Raw genomic sequence first — 24,168 nt, forward strand, 5'->3', positions numbered from 1 at the left:
AACAGATTGTTTCAGAGCGCTTTTTTATTGGATTTGAGAAAACACTTCTTAAAAAATCTAGAAATGCTTTCTCAAAACATAACGACCATTATTTTAATAATGGCGGAACAGCTTCATAGTTAATTTCTACACGGCGGTTTTCTTTCCAGGCATTTTCATCGTGCCCTGGATTGACTGGCATTTCTTTACCATAGCTGACTGCTTCAAGTTGACCTGCATTGACACCGTTGGTGATTAAGAAGCTTTCAACTGCTTTAGCACGACGCTCACCCAAAGCCATGTTGTATTCACGGGTACCGCGTTCATCGGTATGACCTGTAAGGGCAACTTTAGAGTTGGCATTGGCCATTAAAAATTGTGCATGTGCTTGCAAGGTTTGGTAATCGTCATTTGATAATTCGCTGCTGTCGTAGTCAAAATGCACCACACGTTTTGCTAAGAAAGCTTTGTTGGCTTCAGTAACACCTTTGGCAGATGCACCTGCAAGGTTTTGCGCACTTAAAGCGGCATCTTCACTCAAGCCTTGGGTATTGACTGTCGTTGTACCACTCGGGTTTTGGCCTGCTTGTAAGTCTGTAGCAGGTTTACGGTTTGCACAGCCTGTCATGACTAGAGCCGATGCCAAAACAGGGAGTACCAATAATTTAACTGCGTTCATCCTCATCTCCATGAAGCTTGATTTTTGGTTTTAAAACAGAACTGAAAAAGTATTTACTTGCATGATTGAATTACTTTGGCGCCCATGCAGGTTCACGAACTTCACCTTGTTCACTTGGTAAGTTCATGCGGAAACGACCATCTAAAGACATAATCGACAATAAACCGCGTGCACCTTCACGTGTTGCATACACCACCATTTGCCCGTTTGGCGAGAAGCTTGGCGACTCATCTAAACTAGTTGGGGTTAAAATATTGGTGATGCTGGTGTTGATGTCTTGAATCGCAACTTTATAGTTACTACCACTTGGACGATGCACCAAAGCCAGTTTACGGCCATCGGCACTGAGTGTACCGCGTGCATTAAATGCACCACGGAAGGTCAAGCGCTTGCTGCTGCCTGTAGCAAAGTCATAACGATAAATTTGCGCTGAGCCACCACGGTCTGAAGTATAAATAAAGGATTTACCATCTGGGGCATAACGTGCTTCGGTATCAATCGCACTGTCATTGGTCATGCGTTGCAGTGCACGGGTGTTCAAATTCATTTGATAAATTTCTGGATTGCCATGCATAGATGCCGTGAACAACATGCTTTGACCATCTGGTGAGAAACTTGGAGCACCATTTAAACCACGGAAACTGGCTAATTTTTCACGCTGACCTGTGGCTAAGTCCTGCACATAAATTGCAGGGCGTTTAGTCTCAAACGACACATAGGCAATTTTTTTAGCATCAGGTGTCCAAGCAGGCGATAAAATCGGATCACGCGAAGTCAAAATGGTTTTGGGTTGTTCACCATCAGTATCGGCAATTTGTAGAGTATAGCGTTGCTCAGGTGTTGCAGGATTACGCAGCACATAGGCAATACGTCCGCTAAAATCTCCCTTAATACCCGTGAGTGCTTCATAAATGGCATCACTGATCATGTGTGCGGCAGAACGCACCCGTGAAGCAGGTACGCTTAATAGCTCATTCAACAAATATTGCTGTTTTTGTACATCGTACAGTTGGTAATGAACTTCATAGCCTCCTGCCGCTGTGGTTTTGACATTCCCTGTAACGACATAAGGTACACCCGCCGCTTGCCATGCAGCCGTATTCGGGTGGTTCATTCCTGCTGTTGCAGCAAGGTTTTTAGATGAGCTGGTAAATTTCCCAGAACGATTTAAATCATTTTCAACAATGGGATAAATACTTTGATCGTTTCCAAATGGCACAATCGCAATTTGTGGTGCTTCTTCTGGTGCTTTGGCAATTTCTAGATGCAGTTGGGCAAAAGATTGTGTGCTTAAAACTGGGCTGAGTGCAGTTAAAACGGCAAGGCAAAGTAGGTGTTTACGCGTTGTTTCCATCATTCGCTATTTTCTCAAATCAACATAACTTTTTTGGATGTAATTGTTGTACATAATGGCATGCTTTATTGGGAATGAAAGCATGAATGTATAATAAAACTGTTATAACACTGTGAAAAATGAAATTTATTTAAAGTCGTGAATATTTTTATAGGGGAGAGTCTGAGTAAATGATTTTACTCAGACCATTTTAGCTTATTGTGCCGTAAAGGTTGAGGTGAAGCTACGTGCTTCACGGCGTGCATCTGGGTCAGATGGCATTGGATAAGGCGCAGCAGCACGAACCGCAGCTTCTACACTGGCTTTCATGTCTGGGTCACTGGAATTGACCACTACAGATTGCACTGCACCACTGTCACTTAGAGTTACACGCGCAGTTGCACGTTTGCCCGATGAACCCACAGGGGTATCCCACGCACGTTTGATTTTATTTTCAAAATCACGTTTAGCTGTTGAAGCAATACGGCGTACCTCAGCTTTTTTCTGTGCTGCTTCTTCTGCGGCTTGTTTAGCGGCAGATGCTTTGGCTTCTGCATCAGCACGAGCCTTCGCTTCGGCATCTGCCTTGGCTTTTGCATCGGCATCTGCTTTACGTTTTGCTTCTGCGTCCGCTTTGGCTTTAGCGTCTGCTGCAGCTTTACGTTTTGCCTCTGCGTCCGCTTTGGCGTCTGCCGCGGCTTTACGTTTTGCCTCTGCGTCTGCTTTGGCTTTAGCATCTGCCGCGGCTTTACGTTTTGCCTCTGTGTCTGCTTTGGCTTTAGCATCTGCCGCAGCTTTACGTTTTGCCTCGGCATCCGCCTTCGCTTTTGCATCTGCTTCCGCTTTACGCTTTTCTACTGCATTGGCTTCAAGTTTGCGTCTTTCTGCGGCTTCAGCTTTTTTTAGCGCTTCGGCTTCTTTACGGCGTATAGCCTCAGCTTCAGCACGTGTTTTAGCATCAGCCTTAGCTTTTGCTTTAGCATCGGCTTCACGTTGCGCACGTTCTTTAGCACGTGTCTGTTGTGCCTTTAAGCGTTCAGCTTCGACTTTTTGTTGTGCTGCAATTTGTTTTGCTTCAGCAGCTTGACGTTCCGCACGCGCTTGAACTTCTGCTGCCTGCGCTGCTTTTTGTGTGTCTATCTGTGGTGCAGGTTGAGGCACAGGCGGAGTAGGGGGCACTGCGGGTGTTGGAATGACAGGTGCAGGTTCAAGCGCAGGCTCAGCAGTTTGAGTAATTTGTTCCGCTACATTCTCATGCGTCGTTTCAGCAGATTCAGTTTCTAATAATGGTTTTAAATCTTCGGGTTTAATGAGTACTGTTTTAATAGGTTTAGGTGGCTCAGGTGCTTTACTCATACCTAAATAAAGCAAGCCGATCACAGCGACAATATGGACACCAACGGTGAACCCAATCGCAATAGCTTTTTGTTGAAAAGGTGGCTTTTTAAAATCTTTCATAAATTACTTTAAAGGCTCGGTTAGCAATCCAACTTGGGTTAAACCTGCATCTTGTAAGTTAGACATTAACGCAATCACATCACCATAAGGGCGTGTATTATCCCCACGAATGACAACCTGAAATTCTTTATTTTCAGCTTTGGCTTGAATTTGAGCCTCGGTCAAAATTTGTTTCAGTTGGGCTAATTCTAAAGGTTCTGCTTTATGTTCTTTATATTCTAAAAAATAACGTCCATCTTTATCTAAAGTTACCTGAGCTATAGCACTTTTCGATTCAATGGCATTACCATTGGCTTGTGGTAAATCGACCTGAATACCACTGGTAATCATAGGTGCGGTGACCATAAAAATCACAAGCAACACCAACATGACATCAATATAAGGTACAACATTCATGTCACTTTTCAGTGGTTTTTTGATGCGCTCGAAGCGTCCTGAGCGTTGAATGGCCATTAGTCGTGATCCTTAGTGTTGCCTAAAGATTGACGTTGTAATAAAGCCACCATTTCTTCAGCAAATAGGGCACGATCTGAATAAATGCCTTCACCCTTAGCTGTGTAATGGTTAAAGGCGAGTACCGCAGGAATGGCTGCAAATAAACCAATAGCTGTGGCAATGAGGGCTTCTGCAATACCAGGTGCAACGGTTGCTAGTGTGACTTGGTCAACATCTGCCAGCCCAATAAAGGCATTCATAATGCCCCAGACTGTACCAAATAAACCCACATACGGTGCGACAGAACCAATACTGGCCAGTGCGCCTAAGCCTTGTTCTAGCTGAGCTTGGTCACGGCTTAAACCTACCCGTAAAATACGTTCTGTGCCTTCAATACTTTGTGTGGCAGGGGCATGGCGTTTTTTAAGTTTTAAAAACTCCCCCAGGCCCTGATAGAAAATATCTTCTAAGCCAACACGTTTTGAATTGAGCTGAGCGTTGTTATACAGCGTATTCAGCTCTGCACCAGACCAAAAGATTTTTTGGAAATGCCGATCATCTGCCTGTGCTTTTTTATAGCTCATGTGTAACTTGGCAATCAGATACCAGCTGTATAATGATGCTAAAAGTAGCGACAGCATTACCAGCTGAACAACAGGACTTGCTTGTAAAATAAGATCTGATACTTGAAGAGATGATTCGAGTTGTGTTGCCATAGTTACTACATGTGCCAATTCATTTTTTTAATCTTGTCCTAATTCTTTCAGAATAAGGCTACGAATTTCATCTGGCAGACGACGTGGTTTCATATCTGAGCCCAGACAGGCCAATTCAACCTCACCAGATGCAAGCATGATTTCACCACGATAAATATTTTGTTGCAATACAAATGATGACGCTTTACACGAAACTACACTTGCTGTAACAGTAATCAGGTCATCCATTAAGATTGGACGTGAATATTTCACATTAATTTTATGTACGACAAAATTGTAGTCTTGTTGATGCCAGTAATGATCAACGCCCGATGCACGAAGCCATTCGGTACGGGTACGTTCCATAAAGCGAATATGGTTAGCGTGGTAAACAATACCGCCTGCATCGGTATCTTCCATATAGATACGAATTTTAAATTCAAATTTATTCGCCATGATCGTGTTCCGCTTCTATGTTACAAAGTTGTTGAGTCAGCAATGCCTATAGCTTAAGCCGTATCTGTGAAAGTGACGTGAATAAGTCTAGGAGTCAAGCTGTGTACCGCGTGGCAGTTTATCATTCTCACCGCTTGGTCCAATGGCACAAGATTTCAAACATGCTTTTAAGTTAAAATTATCTAGCTGCGTATTTCATGCAGATGATCAATTGAAATGAGAAATGCATGAGTCGGTTAATTAAATTTTTGGTTGTTATCGCAATTTTGTATGCGTTGTGGATAGTGTTATTTCAGTCAGATGATGGAATTTCTGATTCTGCAAGTTATCAATCCACGCAGCAAATCCATCAGTTTAAAGGTTATAACATTCGTACTTTAGAAACTTATGCAGGGGAGTTTCGTGTTTTAGCACGTGAAGATTACAACTTTGGACGTGAAGCTGAACTTAGCCCTGTCGATTTTGCCTTAGGATGGGGTGAAATGGCAAAGCCAGAAGTTTATAAGCAGCTGTCTATTCGTCAAAGCAACCGTTGGTATCATTGGCGTTATGAACAAACACCGCCTATTCCTGTTCAAGAGATTGCACGATTGAGTGCCAATACCCACTTAATTCCTGCAACCTCTGCTGTTGCGACACAATTAAAGCGTATAGATGAAGATGATTTGATTTATTTGAAAGGTAAATTGGTTGAGGTTACTGCCGCAGATGGTTGGCAATGGCGCAGCTCTTTAAGCCGTGAAGATACAGGCGCGGGGGCATGTGAACTGATGTTGGTTGAAGATGTGCGTGTCATCGAAAATTAGGGTCTAGCTACCGACCTAACTGATTTAAATGTTTAAGAGTTCAAAGGGAGATGAACTCCCTTGAAGTTATTTTTCTTTCGGCTCAGGCGGTGTCATGCCAAATTGCAAATAAGCCATATTGGTGGCAATACGTCCGCGTGCGGTTCGCATCACATAACCTTGCTGAATGAGGTATGGCTCAATGACATCTTCCAGTGTGCCTGAATCTTCGGCCATAGCGGCTGCCAGTGCCTCTACGCCTGCAGGGCCACCATCAAAACGCTCTAACAGCATTGATAAATAACGACGGTCTAAGGTGTCTAAACCATCTTTATCTACATTGAGCATATCTAGCGCACGTTGTGCCATGTCTTGCGTGACTTCACCCGTGCCTTTGACTTGGGCATAGTCACGTACACGACGCAACAAGCGGTTCGCAATACGCGGTGTACCACGTGAGCGACGAGCAACTTCTTTGGCGCCTGCATCGGTCATTGGTACATCCATCAGGTTGGCCGAGCGTTTAACAATATGGGTCAAATCTTCAACCGAGTAAAATTCTAAACGCTGCACAATGCCAAAACGATCCCGCAATGGAGAGGTCAGCAAACCTGCTCGGGTGGTGGCTGCCACAAGTGTGAAAGGGGGTAAATCAAGTTTAATGGAACGTGCTGCCGGTCCTTCACCAATCATGATGTCAAGCTGGTAGTCTTCCATTGCAGGGTACAAAATTTCTTCAATCACAGGCGAAAGGCGATGGATTTCATCAATAAATAACACATCGCCTTCTTCAAGATTGGTCAACATGGCGGCTAAGTCGCCTGCACGTTCCAAAACTGGCCCTGAAGTGGATTTAAGATTGCCGCCCATTTCACGGGCAATAATATTGGCTAGTGTGGTTTTACCTAAACCGGGTGGTCCGAAAATGAGGGTATGGTCAAGCGCTTCACCACGACCACGTGCTGCACCAATGAAAATTTCCATTTGTTCGCGCACTACAGGTTGCCCAATGTAGTCATCGAGGGAAGTTGGGCGGATGGCACGATCAATTTGATCTTCGGGTTTTTCAGAACCACTGATGAGACGGTCTTGCATAGGCGATCTAAACTTTATGTAAACTGATTTTAATTAGAAGTCTCGCAAAACATTTTTGACGGAGTCTTTCCAATAGAACTTTAATATGAGGAATAACCTGCGGTTCGCCTTACTTTTGTTTAGGCAAAAGTAAGCAAAACCATTGTCATTCGCAAAACTCGTCGAATTTTGATTCGTATCGATAATATCGCAGAAACATTTTTGTGCAAATGCCTCCTGCCTCAAACAGTTGCGAATGACTTCGTCGCGTATCAGATTAAGTGAATCAGGTAATATTAATGTGTGCTTAGCGATTCATCGACTTTAATGCCGCCCGAATAATGTCGCTGGCTTCGGTAAAATCGGCCTTGACTGCATTAATTAATTTTTGCGCTTCCGCAGGTTTGTAGCCTAAAGACTGCAGTGCAGCTTCAGCTTCAGCAACAGCAGAGTTACCTGTGAACTGAATTTGGGTGGTTGTAGAATTGTGACTGGTTGCTTCACTAGACATGGCTTTAAAGCGGTCACGCAATTCAATCATCAAGCGTTCAGCAGTTTTTTTACCCACGCCCGGCACTTTGATTAAAGTGTTAATATCTTCATGCTCTACAGTGTGAATCAGCAACTCCACACTTAAGGTCGATAAAATCCCTAAGGCCATTTTAGGGCCGACACCATTTACTTTTAATAAGGTGCGGAAAATGGTTTTTTCCTGTGCATCTAAAAAACCATACAATAATTGTGCATCTTCACGTACTGCTAAATGTGTCCACAAGGTGATTTTTTGCCCTTTTTGAAGTTGGCAAAATGTGGTGAGTGGGGTGTCAATTTCATAACCCACACCGTTGACATTCAGCAACACGGTTGGTGCTTCCAAAGCTAACACTTCGCCAATAAGACATCCGATCATATTTATGCTTCACACATTGGTTTTAAATGAATTAAGGTTTGCATACTAGAGTGCCTTGCCCTAAAAGGCAAAATCTGTATTTGCGTGATGATATTGTTTATATCCAACGTATTCATCCAAGTAGTCCGACCTTATTGCCCTGTAATTCCTGTGACAAATTATAGGCTTGGTGATCAGAAAACTTAGAAATAATATCTAAGACCTGCATAATATTTTCATAATGATTATGCGCAAAATCTGCCCCTGCACGCTGCAAAATAGACATTAAACGCTGCTCTTTAAAGCTGAGGGTTTTATGTGGTGTGGTCAATGGAATAAACGCATCCAAGATATTTTGTAAACTTTGATGTGCAATAATTTCAAGCCCCGCTTTTTGTGGATGCTCAAAAATTTTCTCACGGGCTAAATCTTTGGCGCGATTAATACCAACTTCAATATCTGCCGAGCAATACTGTAATAGGCTGCCTTGTAGTTGGCCCATTAAAATTTCTAAATGATGTTTAGCAAAAGCTGTGGTAACTTCATCGACCAAACGCTTCATCACTCGACCACGTAAAGCTGCAATTTTCTGTTGCCATGTGGTACGCGGCATCGCCAATTCTTCAGGGATGCCATACTCACCAATCAGGTTTAGAAAAATTGGTTCAACTTCTTCATAGCTGAGCATATTTAGAATAATGCCATCTTCTAGATCAATCAGGGCATAGCAAATATCATCGGCTGCTTCTAACAAATAGGTGAGTGGATGACGACAATAGTGATAATCCCCCAATTGAATCAGTCCAAGCTGTTCTGCAATTTGTTGGAGTATCTCTTTTTCTGATTGATAACAGCCAAACTTTGCACGTTGGTTGGCAGGGCGATTGCCTTGTTCTGCAATGGTTTTGGAGAGCCAAGGGTATTTCAAATATGCACCTAAGGTGGCATAGGTTAAGCGCATGCCGCCATCATTGGGGTGATAATCAATTTTGGTGAGTAGACGTAAGCCTTGCGCATTGCCCTCAAACTGACGTACATCGGCTTCTTCTTCATCGCTGAGTTTGGCAAGAAAGTTGCCGTGTGAGGCATCATCAAACCATTCGCGAATGGCATATTCACCAGCATGTCCAAAAGGTGGGTTGCCAATATCATGCGCTAAACAAGCCGCTTGAATAATGGCACCGACATCGGCAGGGGAAATCCACATGGGTAAGTGGTCTTTAATTTTTTCTGCGGCCAACATACCTAAAGAGCGTCCAATACAAGAGACTTCTAAAGAATGGGTTAGACGAGTATGGATACCGTCATGCTGTGTCAGCGGGTGAACTTGGGTTTTACGGTTTAACTGTCTAAAACTTTGCGAAAAAATAATACGGTCATAATCTTTATGAAAAGGGCTGCGCGCCTGTTCTGTACTTTGTTTTTTACTACCAATCCGAACTGTAGAAAGCAGTTCTAACCAACGCATTTGAGTCATTTATCATTATTCACTATGTGCTTGTTTGCATCATGCCAAAAAAAATGCAAAAGCTCTAGGGGAGTGCGACATGAGTTGTCTTTTAAAATACAGCTTTAACGTGTTTCTAAAATGGCAGAATCATCTAAGATGCAAAACCATCGGAAATCTATGCTTTATCTCAATATTCAGAAGTTTTGCTGCTGAAACGCAGCAATAAAACTGTTTTGCCATCTAGCTGATTTGGGCATTTCACAGTAGAATATGCGCTCTCTTCAAGTCACATTGTGGCATGGTCCAAAAGATCAGCCCGTGGAGCCAAAATCAGCATGTTTATCGTTGCCGGTGCACCTGCACATTCTTCTTTTAAGAAAACTCAACTCTTAAACCGTTTAGCGTCAATGAGTTCTGTTCAATCTTTCGATAGCCAATGGGTTTATTTATTTGACCAAGCGCTCGACGAGCAACAACAGCAATCTGCTTTACAGCTTTTAAACGATGGTGCGTCTTTTGAATTACGCCAAGCTGCAAGTGATGAAGTTCAAATTTTAGTCACTCCACGTGTGGGTACAATTTCACCGTGGTCATCAAAAGCAACAGATATTTTTGCTAACTGTAATACACCTGTGCACCGCTTAGAGCGTGGTGTTTTGTTCACCCTGAAAGGTATTTCAGCGGTATCGAATGAAGTTAAACAAGTATTGCATGACCGCATGACTGAAAGTGTGTTCAATCATATAGATGATGCGGCAGCGTTATTTACTGAAACTGAGCCAAAACCGCTCAACAGCATTGATATTTTGGGCGAAGGTAAGTCTGCGCTGGTAAAAGCCAACAGCGAATTTGGTTTTGCATTGTCTGATGAAGAAATTGATTATTTAACTGATGCATTTATCAAGTTAGGTCGTAATCCGCATGACATCGAATTGATGATGTTTGCGCAAGCTAACTCTGAGCATTGCCGTCACAAAATCTTTGGTTCTGAATGGACAATTGATGGCGAAGTACAGCCATTGTCATTGTTCCAAATGATTAAGAACACCTATAAAGAATCACCTACAGATGTTTTATCTGCCTATAAAGACAACGCTTCGGTCATTGTGGGTTTTGATACTCAGCGTTTTTATCCGAAAAAAGACGCAGCGACAGGTCACTACGTTTATAAGTACAAGAGCCAAGCTGCCCACATTCTAATGAAAGTGGAAACTCACAACCACCCAACGGCAATTGCTCCATTTGCAGGTGCTGCAACAGGTTCGGGCGGTGAAATCCGTGATGAAGGTGCAACAGGCCGTGGTGGTAAACCAAAAGCTGGTTTGACAGGTTTTACTGTATCTAACTTGAACATTCCTGGTTTTGAACAGCCTTGGGAAGAAAATTACGGTAAACCTTCACGTATGGCATCGCCATTACAAATTATGATTGAAGGCCCGTTGGGTGGTGCAGCATTCAACAACGAATTTGGTCGTCCTGCGTTAAATGGTTACTTCCGTACTTTTGAGCAAAACGTGAATGGTGAAGTCAAAGGCTTCCATAAACCAATCATGATTGCAGGTGGTTACGGTAACATTCGTCCAGATCATGTTGAAAAAGATCCAATTCAGCCAGGTGACTTGCTCATCGTTTTAGGCGGTCCAGCCATGTTAATTGGTTTGGGCGGTGGTGCTGCATCTTCTGTAGATAGCGGTACAATGGGTGAAAACCTTGACTTCGCTTCAGTACAACGTGAAAACCCAGAAATGGAACGCCGTTGCCAAGAAGTGATTGATACTTGCTGGCGTTTGGAAGATGCCAACCCAATCGTATCGGTGCATGACGTTGGTGCAGGTGGTATTTCTAACGCAATGCCTGAATTGGTGAATGATCACGAATTGGGCGCAGTACTTGATTTGCGTAAGATTCCATCTTTAGAACCTGGCATGTCGCCTATGGAAATTTGGTCAAACGAAGCGCAAGAACGTTACGTATTGGCTATCCGTCCAAGTTCTTTAGAATTATTTGAGTCGATCTGTGCGCGTGAGCGTTGCCCGTTTGCAGTATTGGGTGAAGCGACTGAAGCGCGTCATTTAACGGTTGAAGACCCGCTATTTGAAAACAAAGCTGTAGATATGCCAATGCAGGTTATGTTAGGTGGTACACCTCGCATGAGCCGTTCGTATGAAAGTATTGAGCGTAAAGGGGATGACTTTGCTGCGGCACAAGTCACCGATCTGAAAGATGCGATTTACCGCGTCTTGAAAAATCCAACAGTTGCTTCTAAATCATTCCTAATCACCATTGGTGACCGTTCAATTACCGGTATGGTTGCACGTGATCAGATGGTTGGCCCATGGCAAGTCCCTGTTGCGGATGCAGCGGTGACCACAACTAGCTTGCAAGGCTTCACAGGTGAAGCAATGGCAATGGGTGAACGTCCGCCTGTAGCATTGTTAAACCCAGCAGCATCTGCACGTTTGGCAGTGGCAGAATCAATTTCTAACATCATGTCGGCCAAAATTGATCAGATTAGCGATATTAAATTATCTGCAAACTGGATGGCGGCAGCAGGGCAAAAAGGTGAAGACCAAGCCTTGTTTGAAGGTGTTAAAGCCATTGGTATGGAAATGTGTCCTGCACTCGGTATTGCAATTCCAGTAGGTAAAGACTCATTGTCTATGCGTACCACTTGGAATGACGAAGGCGAAGAAAAATCTGTAACTTCACCAATGTCAGGTGTCATCACAGCCTTTGCACCTGTAACCGATGTACGCAAAACATTAACTCCTGAATTAAAAAATACCGATTCAGTGTTAGTACGCATTGACTTGTCTAAAGGTCAGTTCCGTTTAGGCGGTTCAATTTTGGCACAGGTGTATAAAGCCATTGGTTCAATCACACCAGATGTAGACAATTTTGATGAGTTCAAAGCTTTCTTTGCGTTGGTGCAAGATTGGAATGCACGTGGTCTGATCCAAGCCTATCACGACATTGGTGATGGTGGTTTATTGGCGACTGTTGCAGAAATGATGTTTGCTTCACGTTTAGGTGTGGCACTTGAAGATCAATCTGTTGCAGCATTGTTTGCTGAAGAAATTGGTGCAGTACTACAAATCTCTAAAGCAGATTGGGCTGACTTAGCTGCTGAAGTTGCTGCATCTACTTTGAAAGATGCAATTACAGTCGTGGGTACCGTCAATAACACAGACCAACTTACTGTAAATGGTTTGGTACTTGAACGTGCAGACTTGCAAGTGGCATGGACTGAAGTATCCCACCAAATCCAACGTTTACGTGATAACTCAGAAACTGCTGATCAAGAGTTTGCATTAATTACCGATAAAGCACACAAAGGCTTAATTGCACAACCAAGCTTTGATTTAAATGAGTCTGTAGAAGCACCGTATATCAACACACGTCGTCCTAATATGGTGATTTTACGTGAGCAGGGTGTGAATGGTCATGTAGAAATGGCGGCAGCGTTTGACAAAGTTGGCTTTAACACTGTTGACGTACACATGAGTGATTTACTTGCAGGTCGTGTCGATTTAGACGACTTTGAAGGTTTAGTGGCGTGTGGTGGCTTCTCTTACGGTGACGTATTGGGTGCTGGCGGTGGTTGGGCAAAATCTGTGTTGTTTAACCCGAAACTGCGTGATCAGTTTGAGAAATTTTTTAACCGTCAAGAAACTTTCTCATTGGGTATCTGTAACGGATGTCAAATGTTGTCACAATTAGCGCCATTAATTCCGGGTGCAGAAGCGTGGCCACGTTTCCATCGTAATACTTCAGAAGTATTTGAGGCACGTAGCGTTAACGTACGTGTGGAAAAATCGAATTCTGTCTTGTTACAAGATATGCAAGGTTCAATTTTACCAATCGCAGTGGCGCATGGTGAAGGTCGTGTCGTTGCACCAGAAGCGAATTTGGCTGCATTGAATGCAGGCAACCAAGTAATTTTACGTTATGTGGACAGTCATGGAAATGCAACGCAGCATTATCCAATGAACCCGAATGGTTCACCAGATGCTATTTCTGGGGTGACTTCAACCGATGGTCGTGCAACGATTATGATGCCGCACCCTGAACGTAATTTCCGTGCACTTCAACATTCTTGGAAACCTGAAGAATGGACTGAAGATGGTGCGTGGTTACGTATGTTCCGCAATGCACGTAAGTTTATTGGTTAAGCTTGAGCTAATTTGATAATGATGCAGATTAAGCCACCTTCAGGTGGCTTATTTGTTTTATCTGATTTAAATGATTAAGTGTTTTGTATAGAACAAGGCTGATTGCATAAATTCTGTTTAGACTGTTTTAAATAGATTTTAACGAACGATTTTATTCATATGTTGATAAGGAAAATATATGCTAAAACTCATCTACTACGTACCCGAATCACATCTTGAGGCAACCAAGAACGCTATTTTTACAGCGGGTGCGGGTGGGATTGGCAATTATGAGCATTGTGCATGGCAGGTTTTAGGCACGGGACAATTTAAGCCGGTACAGGGTGCGGAACCATTTATTGGTGAGCTGGATACTTTAGAACAGGTGGCCGAGTGGCGAGTGGAAACTATTGTGCCTGAGCAATACGCCAAGGCTGTGGCAAAGGCACTCAAGGCAAGTCATCCTTATGAAGAACCTGCCTTTGAGTTTTTACAAATGATTGAAATAAAGGATTAAACCTTTTGAATAAATAACCCACGGTCAAAACGATATTGCGGGAAAAATACACCATCTTCGGCACGTTCACCTGCAGCAATAACCATAACTGGGTGCTGTTGATCATTCAGCTTTAATAATTTGCGTACCATCGGTTCATCAAAACCTTCCATCATACAGCTGTCAAAGCCATGTGCACGAAGTGCTAATACCATATTTTCACAAGCGAGTGCGGTGGTTTTACTGGCCCAAAGTTTTGCATCGGCAGGGGTGAAGGCAGTGACAGGCAATTGTTTATCTAAACTACGTGCAATTTTAAATGCAACTTTCTTAAAGTTACCTACTGTGTTTAAGTAACCTGTCATGTAGTTATAAGGAATAAATTTGTAATACTTTTTCACCGCAGCAGGGGCTTCAGGAAAAGGAAACTCGCTGATATTCTTTTTGGCCATTTCATCCACCCGGTCAGTGCGTGCTATACACACAATGAGCTCTGCAGCAGTACGAGCCGCAAGCTGACCTAAACAAGCTTTGACCAGTTGCTTTTTCTTAGCAGGGTTTTGCACCACAACAAATGTCCACGGCTGTAAGTTAGATGAGTTTGGTGCAAGTAAGGCCATGTCTAAGCAATCATCTAAAATCTCAGCAGGTATGGCTTTGTCAGTAAATTTTCGTACTGAACGACGGCTTTGAATGACTTTTTTAAAGTTTTCGACATCAATATCTTGTGGGGCAGCTTCAAAATAACGTTCTTTTTTCTCTGGTTTGGTGTCTTGAGTAAGCTTAGTAGACATTTCAGATAATCCTCAATTTTAATGATAGACAGCATTTAGCAAAATATGGGGGCGAATAAAGAAAAAACCACATTCGCTTAAGCCGAATGTGGTTAGTAGTTCTTCTTAATTCAGGTGATGTGTTGAATTCATTTTTAGTGAAACAGCAGCTTAATTAAACTGGCTAAAGTCAGGTTTACGCTTTTGCATAAAGGCTTGCACAGCTTCCATCATTTCAGGTGAGCCGACACGTTGCATGAAAATTTCGGCTTCATGGTCAATCCACGCCACAATTTCATCTACATTGTGTTTCATTAACGCTTTAGACTGTTTGAGTGAAGCCAATGGTAAAGCGGCCAATTGCGCTGCTTTTTGCTGTGCAGTTGCATAGACATCACTTTCAATACTATTGACTAAGTTTGCAGCCAAGGCAGTTTCACTATTAAATTTTTGTGCAGTCAGTAAAAGTTCAGCAGCTTTATGATAGCCTGCTTGCTCCACTAAAAGCTTGCTCGAAGCCCCTTCTGGCGATAAACCTAAACTCACAAATGGAATCTGGAATAGCGCAGTGTCATCGCTATAAACTAAATCTGCATGTAACAGAATTGTGACACCAATGCCAATTGCTACCCCACGAACTGCAGCAATTAGAGGTTTTGAAAACTTAGCTGCAGATTTTAGCAAGATGAATGGAGGGCCTTCCGCAGCAGGCAATTGCCCTTTAAGTGCAGCAGACTTCATAAAGTCTTGCATGTCATTGCCTGCACTAAAGTCGGCATCTGCACCACGTAAAATGACACAACGCACTTCATTGGCTTGATCTGCCTCATCTAAGGCTTGTGCAATCCATAAATATAATTCACCATACAGCGCGTTTTTTGCTTCTGGGCGATTGATGGCTAAAGTCAGTACACCATGCTCTAAATTCGCATTCAAATGTGGGTGGGGTTGTTGAATACAGCTCAGTGTCATCGTACTATCCTTGCTTTAATTGGGTTGAATTTATGGCTCATTATGTCGCAAATTCGCAGCGCTGGCACAACTCATGAGTTCATAAAAAGTTAGATTTATTATGCAATATACCTTTGATTATTTGGTTTTCATTGGCCGTTTTCAGCCATTTCATTTGGCACACTTGCAAACTATTCAAATTGCTTTGCAGCGCAGTCATTATGTGATTTTGGCCTTGGGTTCGGCTCAAGCTGAGCGTAATTTAAAAAATCCGTTTTTAGCCAAAGAACGTGAGCAAATGATTTTGTCTAACTTCACGCCAGATTTGCAAGAGCGGATCAAATTTGTGCACGTAGTAGATGTGTATAATGATGAAAAATGGCAAAAACTGGTGAAATCTTTAGTGAATGAACTGATTCATCCACAAGACCGAGTTGGATTGATTGGGCATTTTAAAGATGATTCATCTTATTATTTAAAATTTTTTCCTGAATGGGAAATGGTCGAGCTAGACAGTTTGCAAGGTGCGATGTCTGCTACACCTGCGCGTGAAGCGTATTATCGTGGGGAAATCCAGCCTAATTTTTTCCCGCAAGGCACAATTGATTTCTTAAAAGCATTTCAAAGCACAGCTATTTATCAACAGTTACAAGAAAAATATCAACAACAGGACAGCAGCAATTTGCTGGAATAATGAATTTTTAGAGAGCAATGGATGATTGACAATATGTCAATCATCCATAATTTTTTAAAGCAGAAAATTAAGCCTGTAAAGCAGTTAAGTCAGCCAAGACTTGTTCTGCATGTCCTGCAGCTTTGACTTTACGATATTCTTTTACCAGTTGACCTTGATGGAAAATAAAAGTCGAGCGTTCAACCCCCATCACTTTTTTACCATACATATTTTTTTCTTTAATTACATCAAATAATTGGCACAGTACTTCTTCTTTGTCACTAATTAAATTAATACCCAAAGATTGCTTTTCGGTAAAGTTCTGGTGGGCTTTGACCGAATCGCGCGAAATTCCAATAATGGTGGTATTCAGTGCATCAAACTGAGCTTTTAGTGCAGTAAAATCCACAGCTTGTGTCGTGCAGCCAGGCGTGGAATCTTTTGGGTAAAAATAAACCACCAACCAATCTGTACCAAGTTCGGTTAAGTTCACTTCACCTGTAGTTGCAGGAAAAGCCTGATTTGGTAATTGAATTGCAGCCGTGCTCATATTTTTCTCCAAGACCATACACATAAAAAACTAGCCACATAAAGTGGCTAGTTGAAATTGTTAAGAAAACTTATTTTTTCTCAGCAGCTTTCATTGCTTCTTCAGTTAAGGTTTTTAATTTACCTGTTAACTGTGGGCCAAAACAAGCTTGTAAATCTTTATTTTGCTTTTGTACAAAAGCTAAAGTACCAGGGCTCTTTTTCTGGTTAATGGCACTTTGAATTTCCCATTTCTGAGCGTTGGTCAATTTACCATCTGCTTCTACTGCACAAGTACAATACTTGTTCACTTCAGCAGTAGTTAGTTTTTTGCCTTTAGCAGTTTCTTCTTTACAAACATTAATTAAAGCTGCTTTTACATTGGTGCTTTTGTATGCCTGTTGCAACTTATCATTATTTGCGTGTGTTGTTGTTGCGAATAATGCAGCTACAGACACAATCGCAGAAACCATAATGTTTGATTTTAAATTTTTCATACACTTTACCTTATTATGACGGTATATAACGTGTTGGGTCTGCAACACCTGCATCGGCAAAACCTTGTTTGCGTAAGCGACAGCTGTCACATTTACCACAAGCACGTCCTTGGTCATCTGCTTGGTAGCAAGAAACCGTTTGACTATAGTCTACGCCATGTTCAATACCTAAGCGAATAATATTTGCTTTGGATAAATGTAACAATGGTGTTTCAAATTTTAGCGGTTTGCCTTCTACACCCACTTTGGTGGCCAGACGTGCCATATTGGCAAAAGCATCAATAAATTCAGGGCGGCAGTCAGGATAGCCTGAATAATCAACCGCATTAATACCAATCACAATTGCTTCGGCATCAAATACTTCTGCTGCAGCTAAGGCATAAGACAGGAAGATGGTATTACGAGCAGGCACATAGGTAACAGGAATACCTTCTTGCTCATGGTCAGGTACTTCAATGCTGTGATCGGTTAACGCAGAACCACCTAAATTACCCAAATCAATATTAATCACACGGTGCTCAACGCCTGCTTTTTGGGTCAAGGCACGTGCAGCATCCAATTCTGTGGTAGAGCGCTGACCGTACATAAAACTAAGCGCAATACATTCATAACGCGCTTGTGCCCATGCCAAACACGTGGTTGAGTCTAATCCACCAGATAACAATACAATGGCACGAGGGCGCATAGTTGAATCTCCAAAACTTTAAAAATTAAGATTTAAGGCCTGAGCAAAATACTGAGCAATTTCAGCAGTCAGCATTAGCGACCTGTTTCATCGTTCCAAAGCAATTTATGCAATTGTAACTGGAAACGAACCGGGAGATGGTCGGCTAAAATCCACTGTGCTAAATCACGTGCAAGCTGAGGCAGGCTTACTGCACCTTTTTCGACTGCAAATGCGGGGGAGAACCACACCGTGTCTACTTTTTTATGCAGTTGATATTGTTCAAGCTGCTGTTTTGCCCAAAGATAATCATCATGGTTGCAAATCACAAACTTGATTTGATCATGCTGGGTTAAAAAATCTAAATTTGATAATAAATTACGCGACATTTCACCCGATGCAGGGGTTTTTAAATCCAGCACTTTAGATACACGATGATCCACTTTAGAGACATCTAAAGCACCGCTGGTTTCTAAAGACACTTCACAGCCTAAATCTGCCAGACGTTGCATAAGTGGCAGTGCATTGGGTTGAGCTAGTGGTTCGCCACCTGTGACACATACATACGGGGTTTTAAAATCGAGCGTAGTTTGAATAATGTCATCTAAAGACTTGCGTTCACCACCTTCAAAAGAATATGTAGTATCACAATAATGGCAGCGCAAAGGGCAACCCGTAAGACGAATAAAGACTGTCGGTAAACCAGAAGTATTAGCTTCGCCCTGTAATGAATAAAAAATCTCCGTAATGCGTAACCCCGCAGACGGATCAGAAACAGGAATAGCGGAAGATCGCAGCGTACTCATAATATTCATCACAGTATATAAAAAACAAAAATCCCTACGATCATTGCTGATCGTAGAGATGCTGAAGACTGAAAGGAAATTAGTCTTCGCGTAATAAATCGTTCAAGCTGGTTTTTGCACGTGTTTTGGCATCTACCTTTTTCACGATGATAGCCGCATATAGGCTGTATGTGCCACACTTAGATGGCAAGTTGCCTGATACGACAACAGAGCCAGCAGGTACACGGCCGTAGTGGATTTCGCCCGTTTCTCGGTCATAAATTTTGGTAGATTGACCAATATACACGCCCATAGAAATGACTGAGCCTTCTTCTACGATCACGCCTTCTACAATTTCAGAACGTGCACCAATGAAGCAGTTGTCTTCAATAATAGTGGGGTTAGCTTGCAAAGGTTCAAGTACACCACCAATGCCTACACCACCTGATAAGTGAACATTTTTACCAATTTGTGCACAAGAACCCACTGTTGCCCATGTATCTACCATAGTGCCTTCATCTACATAGGCACCAATGTTTACATAAGAAGGCATTAATACGACATTCTTGGCTTGGAATGAACCTTTACGTGCAACGGCAGGTGGTACAACACGTACCCCTGCAGCTTTAAATTGCTCGTCAGTCCAATCTGTAAATTTAGTATCGACTTTGTCGTAAAAACGAAGGTCACAAGATTCAATTGGCTTGTTGTCATTCAATTTAAACGATAGTAAAACTGCTTTTTTCAACCATTGGTGAACAATCCATTCACCATTAATTTTTTCAGCTACACGTAATGTGCCATTGTCTAAACCCGCAATTGCTTGTTCAACTGCTTGGCGAATTTCAGCAGGGCAATCTGCCGCTGTAAAATTAGCACGGTCTTCAAATGCTTGTTCAATAATTGTTGAAAGCTGCGACATCGATGTAATTACCTGAAAAATTTTCCCAAGATTTTACACTATATTGTGTCAAGAATAGATTGAAAATTAAGCTTTAAATGAAGAAATTATAATGAAAGGTCGAAAGCTAAACAGATTATATACGGCTTAATTGTTACTGTTTTGAAATTAAATTGTTTAACAATCAACAAGAAAAAAGAATTTGTATCAAAAAATAACATAAACCTAGCAAATCTTGCATAAAAGATGAGCGCAACATGCCCTATAGTTTTTCCATGACAAAACGAATGAAAAATTCAAAAGTTTTAATTTGAGGAGAATACAATGAAATCTTTACACACAATTTTAGCCGCATCGGTATTGGCAGCAGTTGCATGTTCTGCAATGGCAGATACAGCTGTTGTGCAAGATGGTTATGCATTTGACCGTAACCAACTCATTCCAACAGGTGTTCGTGCTGAAGTCGGTACAACTGGTTATGGTGGTGCCTTACTTTGGACTGCAAACCCATACGTTGGCTTAGCTTTAGGTTATAACGGTGGTGATATTTCTTGGTCGGATGATGTTGAAGTTGATGATGTCAATTATGACGTTGATATGGATAATAACTTGACCTATTTAAATGCTGAATTACGTCCTTGGGGCGCAAGTCCAAATAAATGGGCACAAGGTGTTTATGTTGCAGCGGGTGTAGGCTACATCGATCAACAATACGGCTTACAAGCTCGTAATGATGGTGGAACTATTAAAGTTAAGGGTGAAAATACTGGTTTAAGCAAACTTGGCTATGATCTTGACTATAGTAATGATATTGCACCATATTTAGGTCTAGGTTTTGCACCAAAACTTAATAAAAACTGGGGCGTATTTGGTGAAGTTGGTGCTTACTATACAGGTAACCCTACAGTAACGAATGTAAAAGTTGAGGATGGCACTTGGCAGGATAACCAGCTAGTAGTAGATCACCTGAATGAAGTTCGTAACGATGACAAATATGAATGGATGCCAGTGGCGAAACTGGGTGTGAGCTACCATTGGTAATTCAAGTCAGTGTTTGAATGAACAAAAAACGAGCTTCGGCTCGTTTTTTTGATGGACTAAAAACGGTGTGCAAGTTTGAGATGATAAATCCAAGCATCCCGTTCTTCGAGTTGTGAAAAGTGTGAGCTTTGTGAAAGCAAAGAAGACCCTTGTGCATTCTTTGGTTGATTAAAGTACAGATAATGAATACCGCTAATCACAAAAGTTTTAGGGGTGAAATTATAAATAAGGCCAGTACCTAAACCTAAATAACCATCTACAGGGTTGAAGCTGGAAGCAGGATTTCCTGCACCTGAGTCCCACAATCCTTCAACAGCAGTGATCCATTTTGGTGACCATTGATGCGCTACACCCAAACGTGCCGACCACTGATTTTTTTGGTAATCAATCAGATTTAAATTCATATTAGGTACTTGCTGTAGCATTGCAGCATATTGTGAGGGCTGAATTTCAAAATCTTGCCAATTCACCCATCTTAAGGATGCATAGAGAAAATTTTGTGCAGGTAAACCTGTATGAAAATCGAAATTAATTGATTCTGGTGTTTGAATAGTAGTCGCATGCTGTGGTGCAATCTCTAGAGGAAACCCCAAAAAACTTTCGCTAGCATTGGTATGGTGCTTAATTTTAGAGCGGTAGGTAATAGCTGTAGTGAAAGCATATTCAGGAAGTTGATAGCTGATACCTGCCAGCCAGCCCCATGCGTGATCTTTAGGGAAGTGCACATCATAATCAAAATAAATATTGTCGACGTGTGTACCAATTCTGAGATTCCCTGAAAAGGATTGGTAGCTCACACCCGTAAACAGATTCCAGTTTGCATTTGGTTGGAAGCCAACCAGTGCAGTCATGTTGTTTGAATCGAATTCAACGTCTGCAATTTCTGAAGAGGGGTGAGTCGTTTTGAACTGATAACCCACATCCGTAAAAAAAGGTTGGTCAAATAATAATGCGACCGAAATTTGTGGATGCGGTTGTAGTTTTAAGGCGGCTTGAAAGTAGTGTTGCTTATTCACCATATCACCTGTAGAAAACTCTGGACTCCCTACAGATGAAACAGGTTGCACTTTTCCTGAAACATTCGGGTTGACTTGCAGCATAGACACTTCTGCATAATTGCCTTTTTCAAAGAAAGCTTGAATAGATTGATTACTGCGTTCTAAGCCTGCAGCATAAACATGACCGATGGGCAGCACGTAGAATAACGCAGTATAAATGTGATATTTCATGTTACGCCCTTGGTCGAAATTATAGAATCGTATTTAAAATCGAATCGTATTTTTTATTTTAGATTCTATATTATTCATGGTTTTTATAAAATATAAATCATTATTTCAATTATTTGCTGCACAAAAAGATAAACCAATTTCATAGCAAAGTGATGAAACATAAGCACGTCAATTTACGTGCTTATGTTGGTCTAATTTGGCTTATTCCTCAGGATACGCAATACGCTTCAAGGCTTTAATATCTGCATCTGGGGCGCATAATGAAATAAATTCATAGCCGTAGCCACGCAGTAAATGACCTTTGTGCACCGCAATCCAAGTGGTATTAATGCCAAAAATATCGGTCTGAATTTGTTTGAGACGATAATCGCGTTCAGCATCGTATGCCACATTGTTGACCACACCAACGCCCATGCCTAATTCCACATAGGTTTTAATGACATCGGCATCCAGTGCTGACATTACAATATTGGCATCAATCCCTGCATCGGTAAAAGCCTTGTCAATTTTAGAGCGACCCGTAAAACCACCGTGATACGTAATAATTGGGTAGTCTGCTAGATCGGTCAGCTGAATGTCAGTTTTACTCGCTAAAGGATGATCTTGCGGGGTGATAATGCTGTGCTGCCAGTTATAGTAAGGCACACTGGCCAAGTTGTCTTCTGTGGTTAAAGACTCCGTTGCAATGCCAATATCGGCTTCACCCTGAAGTAGCATTTCTGAAATTTCGATAGGGCTGGCTTGTTGCAAAATCAAATGAACTTTAGGAAATTCCTTTTTAAATTGATTTACAATTGGTGGCAATACATAACGTGCTTGGGTGTGGGTTGTTGCAATGGTAAGCGTGCCTTCATCGACTTTGTTAAAGTCATCGGCAAGGCGTTTAATGTTGTCAGCATCGACCAACATGCGCTCTACAATGCTCAGCAAGGCTTGCCCGGGTTCGGTGAGCCCCAGTAAGCGTTTGCCTTTACGCACAAAGAGTTGTACCCCTAATTCATCTTCAAGGTCTTTAATGTGCTTACTGACTCCAGATTGAGAGGTGTACAGTGCAGCTGAGGCTTCAGTTAAATTAAAGTTCTGTCTAACCGTTTCTCTAATAATTCTAAGTTGTTGGAAATTCATAGTGGTGAAACCTTAAAAGAGGATGGGGCATGTGACGCCCCATCTTAATGTCCTTATGCAACTTGATTTTCAAATAAATGTAAAGTGCTGACACTTAACCATACTGTTTGATTTGGGCGGAATTGGTGGAGCTTGGCTTCTTCTGCACTTAAGGCAATTTCAATTAAATTACCTTGACGATCTTGCAATTCTGCAACCACTTTACCTGCAATCCAAACTTCACGTAAAAAAGTAGCTTGAATGCAATTTTCTTGTGGTTGTGCATGAATATGCAGTTCATCTGGACGTGCAAATGCAATCACGTCACCCTGCGGTGCATTGGGTTGGTTCAGCAGTTGTACCCGATCTTCACCAATCTGAACAAAGCCATTGTGGTGTTGGCCTTCAAAACGGTTGGCTTGACCCAAGAAGTCAAATACAAACGGTGTAGCAGGCTTTTCATACACTTCACGTGGTGAACCAATCTGCTCGACATTGCCTTTGTTCATAACAATAATCTGGTCTGCAACTTCCAGTGCTTCTTCCTGATCATGAGTCACGAAAATAGACGTGATGTGTAGCTCATCATGCAGGGTTCTTAACCAGCGACGTAATTCTTTACGTACTTTGGCATCCAGTGCGCCAAAAGGTTCATCGAGTAGTAATACACGTGGTTCAACCGCTAGGGCACGTGCTAAAGCAATACGCTGACGTTGACCGCCAGATAGCTGAGCAGGGTAGCGGTCAGCTAAAAAGCCAAGTTGAACCAAATCTAATAAACGGGTAACACGTTTTTTAATTTCAGCTTCTGAAGGTCGGGTTGAACGAGGACGTACACGTAAACCAAAAGCCACGTTGTCAAATACAGTCATGTGGCGGAACAAGGCATAGTGCTGGAATACAAAACCAACCTGACGTTCACGGACATGCACATCGGTCGCATCTTGACCTTCTAAAATTACTTGGCCACGATCTGCAGATTCTAAACCTGCAATAATACGGAGCAGGGTGGTTTTACCACAGCCTGATGGCCCAAGCAGTGCCACCAATTGACCATCTGGAAAATCGAGAGAGATGTCTTTGAGTGCATGGAATGCACCAAAATTTTTTTCAATATTTTTAACTTGAATACTCATGTGGTC

At 42.1% G+C, this 24,168-nt stretch carries 24 protein-coding genes; 5 read left to right on the top strand and 19 right to left on the bottom strand.

Annotated elements, in window-relative coordinates:
• Window positions 1-88 precede the first annotated feature (88 nt).
• The 6 genes from pal to ybgC form a co-directional block, all read right to left on the bottom strand.
• Window positions 89-658 (bottom strand): peptidoglycan-associated lipoprotein Pal, encoded by a 570-nt coding sequence (gene pal, locus HHA42_RS05995; protein WP_168460144.1) that lies wholly within the window; start codon window positions 656-658, stop codon window positions 89-91.
• A gap of 70 nt (window positions 659-728) precedes the next feature.
• Entirely contained in the window at window positions 729-2,012 is a 1,284-nt protein-coding gene (tolB, locus tag HHA42_RS06000) for a Tol-Pal system beta propeller repeat protein TolB (RefSeq protein ID WP_168460212.1), read from the bottom strand.
• A 195-nt stretch (window positions 2,013-2,207) separates the two neighbouring features.
• Window positions 2,208-3,449, bottom strand: coding sequence for a cell envelope integrity protein TolA (gene tolA, locus HHA42_RS06005; RefSeq protein WP_168525761.1), 1,242 nt, complete (start codon window positions 3,447-3,449; stop codon window positions 2,208-2,210).
• A gap of 3 nt (window positions 3,450-3,452) precedes the next feature.
• Window positions 3,453-3,902 carry a protein TolR gene (gene tolR, locus HHA42_RS06010; protein WP_168525762.1) on the bottom strand — a complete coding sequence of 150 codons (450 nt, stop codon included), beginning with the start codon at window positions 3,900-3,902 and terminating at the stop codon, window positions 3,453-3,455.
• Entirely contained in the window at window positions 3,902-4,600 is a 699-nt protein-coding gene (tolQ, locus tag HHA42_RS06015) for a protein TolQ (RefSeq protein ID WP_168525764.1), read from the bottom strand. The genes tolR and tolQ overlap by 1 nt, the downstream gene beginning before the upstream one ends.
• Window positions 4,601-4,627: 27 nt before the next feature.
• Window positions 4,628-5,035 carry a tol-pal system-associated acyl-CoA thioesterase gene (ybgC, locus tag HHA42_RS06020; RefSeq protein ID WP_004971791.1) on the bottom strand — a complete coding sequence of 136 codons (408 nt, stop codon included), beginning with the start codon at window positions 5,033-5,035 and terminating at the stop codon, window positions 4,628-4,630.
• A 227-nt stretch (window positions 5,036-5,262) separates the two neighbouring features.
• Between ybgC and HHA42_RS06025 the strand changes: the two genes are divergently transcribed.
• A complete protein-coding gene (locus HHA42_RS06025; RefSeq protein ID WP_168525766.1) occupies window positions 5,263-5,841 on the top strand; it encodes a hypothetical protein in 579 nt (192 codons plus the stop codon).
• Between the two features lie 66 nt (window positions 5,842-5,907).
• Here the strand turns inward: HHA42_RS06025 and ruvB are convergent, their stop codons facing one another.
• The 3 genes from ruvB to HHA42_RS06040 all read right to left on the bottom strand — a co-directional run bounded on the left by ruvB (window position 5,908) and on the right by HHA42_RS06040 (window position 9,260).
• On the bottom strand, window positions 5,908-6,915 hold the full coding sequence (gene ruvB, locus HHA42_RS06030) for a Holliday junction branch migration DNA helicase RuvB (protein ID WP_168460137.1): 1,008 nt from the start codon (window positions 6,913-6,915) through the stop codon (window positions 5,908-5,910).
• Window positions 6,916-7,201: 286 nt separating this feature from the next.
• Window positions 7,202-7,804, bottom strand: a complete 603-nt coding sequence (gene ruvA / locus HHA42_RS06035; protein ID WP_168460136.1) for a Holliday junction branch migration protein RuvA — start codon at window positions 7,802-7,804, stop codon at window positions 7,202-7,204.
• 112 nt (window positions 7,805-7,916) lie between these two features.
• On the bottom strand, window positions 7,917-9,260 hold the full coding sequence (locus tag HHA42_RS06040; protein ID WP_168460134.1) for a deoxyguanosinetriphosphate triphosphohydrolase: 1,344 nt from the start codon (window positions 9,258-9,260) through the stop codon (window positions 7,917-7,919).
• Between the two features lie 308 nt (window positions 9,261-9,568).
• Here HHA42_RS06040 and purL point away from each other — a divergent pair, with 308 nt between their 5' ends.
• Window positions 9,569-13,405 (top strand): phosphoribosylformylglycinamidine synthase, encoded by a 3,837-nt coding sequence (gene purL, locus HHA42_RS06045; RefSeq protein WP_168525768.1) that lies wholly within the window; start codon window positions 9,569-9,571, stop codon window positions 13,403-13,405.
• 178 nt (window positions 13,406-13,583) lie between these two features.
• Window positions 13,584-13,901, top strand: coding sequence for an NGG1p interacting factor NIF3 (locus tag HHA42_RS06050; protein WP_168525770.1), 318 nt, complete (start codon window positions 13,584-13,586; stop codon window positions 13,899-13,901).
• Here the strand turns inward: HHA42_RS06050 and HHA42_RS06055 are convergent.
• The gene (locus HHA42_RS06055; protein ID WP_168525772.1) at window positions 13,898-14,674 is read right to left on the bottom strand and encodes a nitroreductase family protein; all 777 of its coding nucleotides are present in this window, start codon (window positions 14,672-14,674) and stop codon (window positions 13,898-13,900) included. The two genes, HHA42_RS06050 and HHA42_RS06055, sit on opposite strands and share 4 nt — an antisense overlap.
• 150 nt (window positions 14,675-14,824) lie before the next feature.
• On the bottom strand, window positions 14,825-15,625 hold the full coding sequence (locus HHA42_RS06060) for an enoyl-CoA hydratase-related protein (protein ID WP_168460130.1): 801 nt from the start codon (window positions 15,623-15,625) through the stop codon (window positions 14,825-14,827).
• A gap of 100 nt (window positions 15,626-15,725) precedes the next feature.
• Between HHA42_RS06060 and HHA42_RS06065 the strand changes: the two genes are divergently transcribed.
• Window positions 15,726-16,298 carry a nicotinate-nicotinamide nucleotide adenylyltransferase gene (locus HHA42_RS06065; RefSeq protein WP_168525774.1) on the top strand — a complete coding sequence of 191 codons (573 nt, stop codon included), beginning with the start codon at window positions 15,726-15,728 and terminating at the stop codon, window positions 16,296-16,298.
• Window positions 16,299-16,365: 67 nt separating this feature from the next.
• Here the strand turns inward: HHA42_RS06065 and HHA42_RS06070 are convergent, their stop codons facing one another.
• The 5 genes from HHA42_RS06070 to dapD all read right to left on the bottom strand — a co-directional run bounded on the left by HHA42_RS06070 (window position 16,366) and on the right by dapD (window position 19,673).
• On the bottom strand, window positions 16,366-16,827 hold the full coding sequence (locus tag HHA42_RS06070) for a peroxiredoxin (RefSeq protein WP_168525776.1): 462 nt from the start codon (window positions 16,825-16,827) through the stop codon (window positions 16,366-16,368).
• Between the two features lie 70 nt (window positions 16,828-16,897).
• Window positions 16,898-17,302 carry a hypothetical protein gene (locus HHA42_RS06075; protein ID WP_168525778.1) on the bottom strand — a complete coding sequence of 135 codons (405 nt, stop codon included), beginning with the start codon at window positions 17,300-17,302 and terminating at the stop codon, window positions 16,898-16,900.
• Between the two features lie 13 nt (window positions 17,303-17,315).
• Window positions 17,316-17,987: a 7-cyano-7-deazaguanine synthase QueC gene (queC, locus tag HHA42_RS06080; RefSeq protein ID WP_168417792.1), complete on the bottom strand. Its 672-nt coding sequence runs from the start codon at window positions 17,985-17,987 to the stop codon at window positions 17,316-17,318.
• A gap of 74 nt (window positions 17,988-18,061) precedes the next feature.
• A complete protein-coding gene (queE, locus tag HHA42_RS06085) occupies window positions 18,062-18,772 on the bottom strand; it encodes a 7-carboxy-7-deazaguanine synthase QueE (protein ID WP_168525780.1) in 711 nt (236 codons plus the stop codon).
• Between the two features lie 79 nt (window positions 18,773-18,851).
• Entirely contained in the window at window positions 18,852-19,673 is an 822-nt protein-coding gene (gene dapD / locus HHA42_RS06090) for a 2,3,4,5-tetrahydropyridine-2,6-dicarboxylate N-succinyltransferase (RefSeq protein WP_019837707.1), read from the bottom strand.
• A 303-nt stretch (window positions 19,674-19,976) separates the two neighbouring features.
• Here dapD and carO point away from each other — a divergent pair, with 303 nt between their 5' ends.
• Window positions 19,977-20,693, top strand: coding sequence for an ornithine uptake porin CarO (gene carO, locus HHA42_RS06095; RefSeq protein WP_168525782.1), 717 nt, complete (start codon window positions 19,977-19,979; stop codon window positions 20,691-20,693).
• Between the two features lie 56 nt (window positions 20,694-20,749).
• Here carO and HHA42_RS06100 read toward each other — a convergent pair whose 3' ends face one another.
• The 3 genes from HHA42_RS06100 to HHA42_RS06110 all read right to left on the bottom strand — a co-directional run bounded on the left by HHA42_RS06100 (window position 20,750) and on the right by HHA42_RS06110 (window position 24,162).
• Window positions 20,750-21,922: an outer membrane protein transport protein gene (locus HHA42_RS06100; RefSeq protein WP_168525784.1), complete on the bottom strand. Its 1,173-nt coding sequence runs from the start codon at window positions 21,920-21,922 to the stop codon at window positions 20,750-20,752.
• A 201-nt stretch (window positions 21,923-22,123) separates the two neighbouring features.
• Window positions 22,124-23,047: a CysB family HTH-type transcriptional regulator gene (locus HHA42_RS06105; protein ID WP_168525785.1), complete on the bottom strand. Its 924-nt coding sequence runs from the start codon at window positions 23,045-23,047 to the stop codon at window positions 22,124-22,126.
• A 53-nt stretch (window positions 23,048-23,100) separates the two neighbouring features.
• Window positions 23,101-24,162, bottom strand: a complete 1,062-nt coding sequence (locus HHA42_RS06110) for a sulfate ABC transporter ATP-binding protein (protein WP_168525787.1) — start codon at window positions 24,160-24,162, stop codon at window positions 23,101-23,103.
• Window positions 24,163-24,168: the final 6 nt, after the last annotated feature.

The sequence above is a fragment of the Acinetobacter sp. A3 genome (assembly GCF_012371415.1).
Taxonomy (GTDB): domain Bacteria; phylum Pseudomonadota; class Gammaproteobacteria; order Pseudomonadales; family Moraxellaceae; genus Acinetobacter.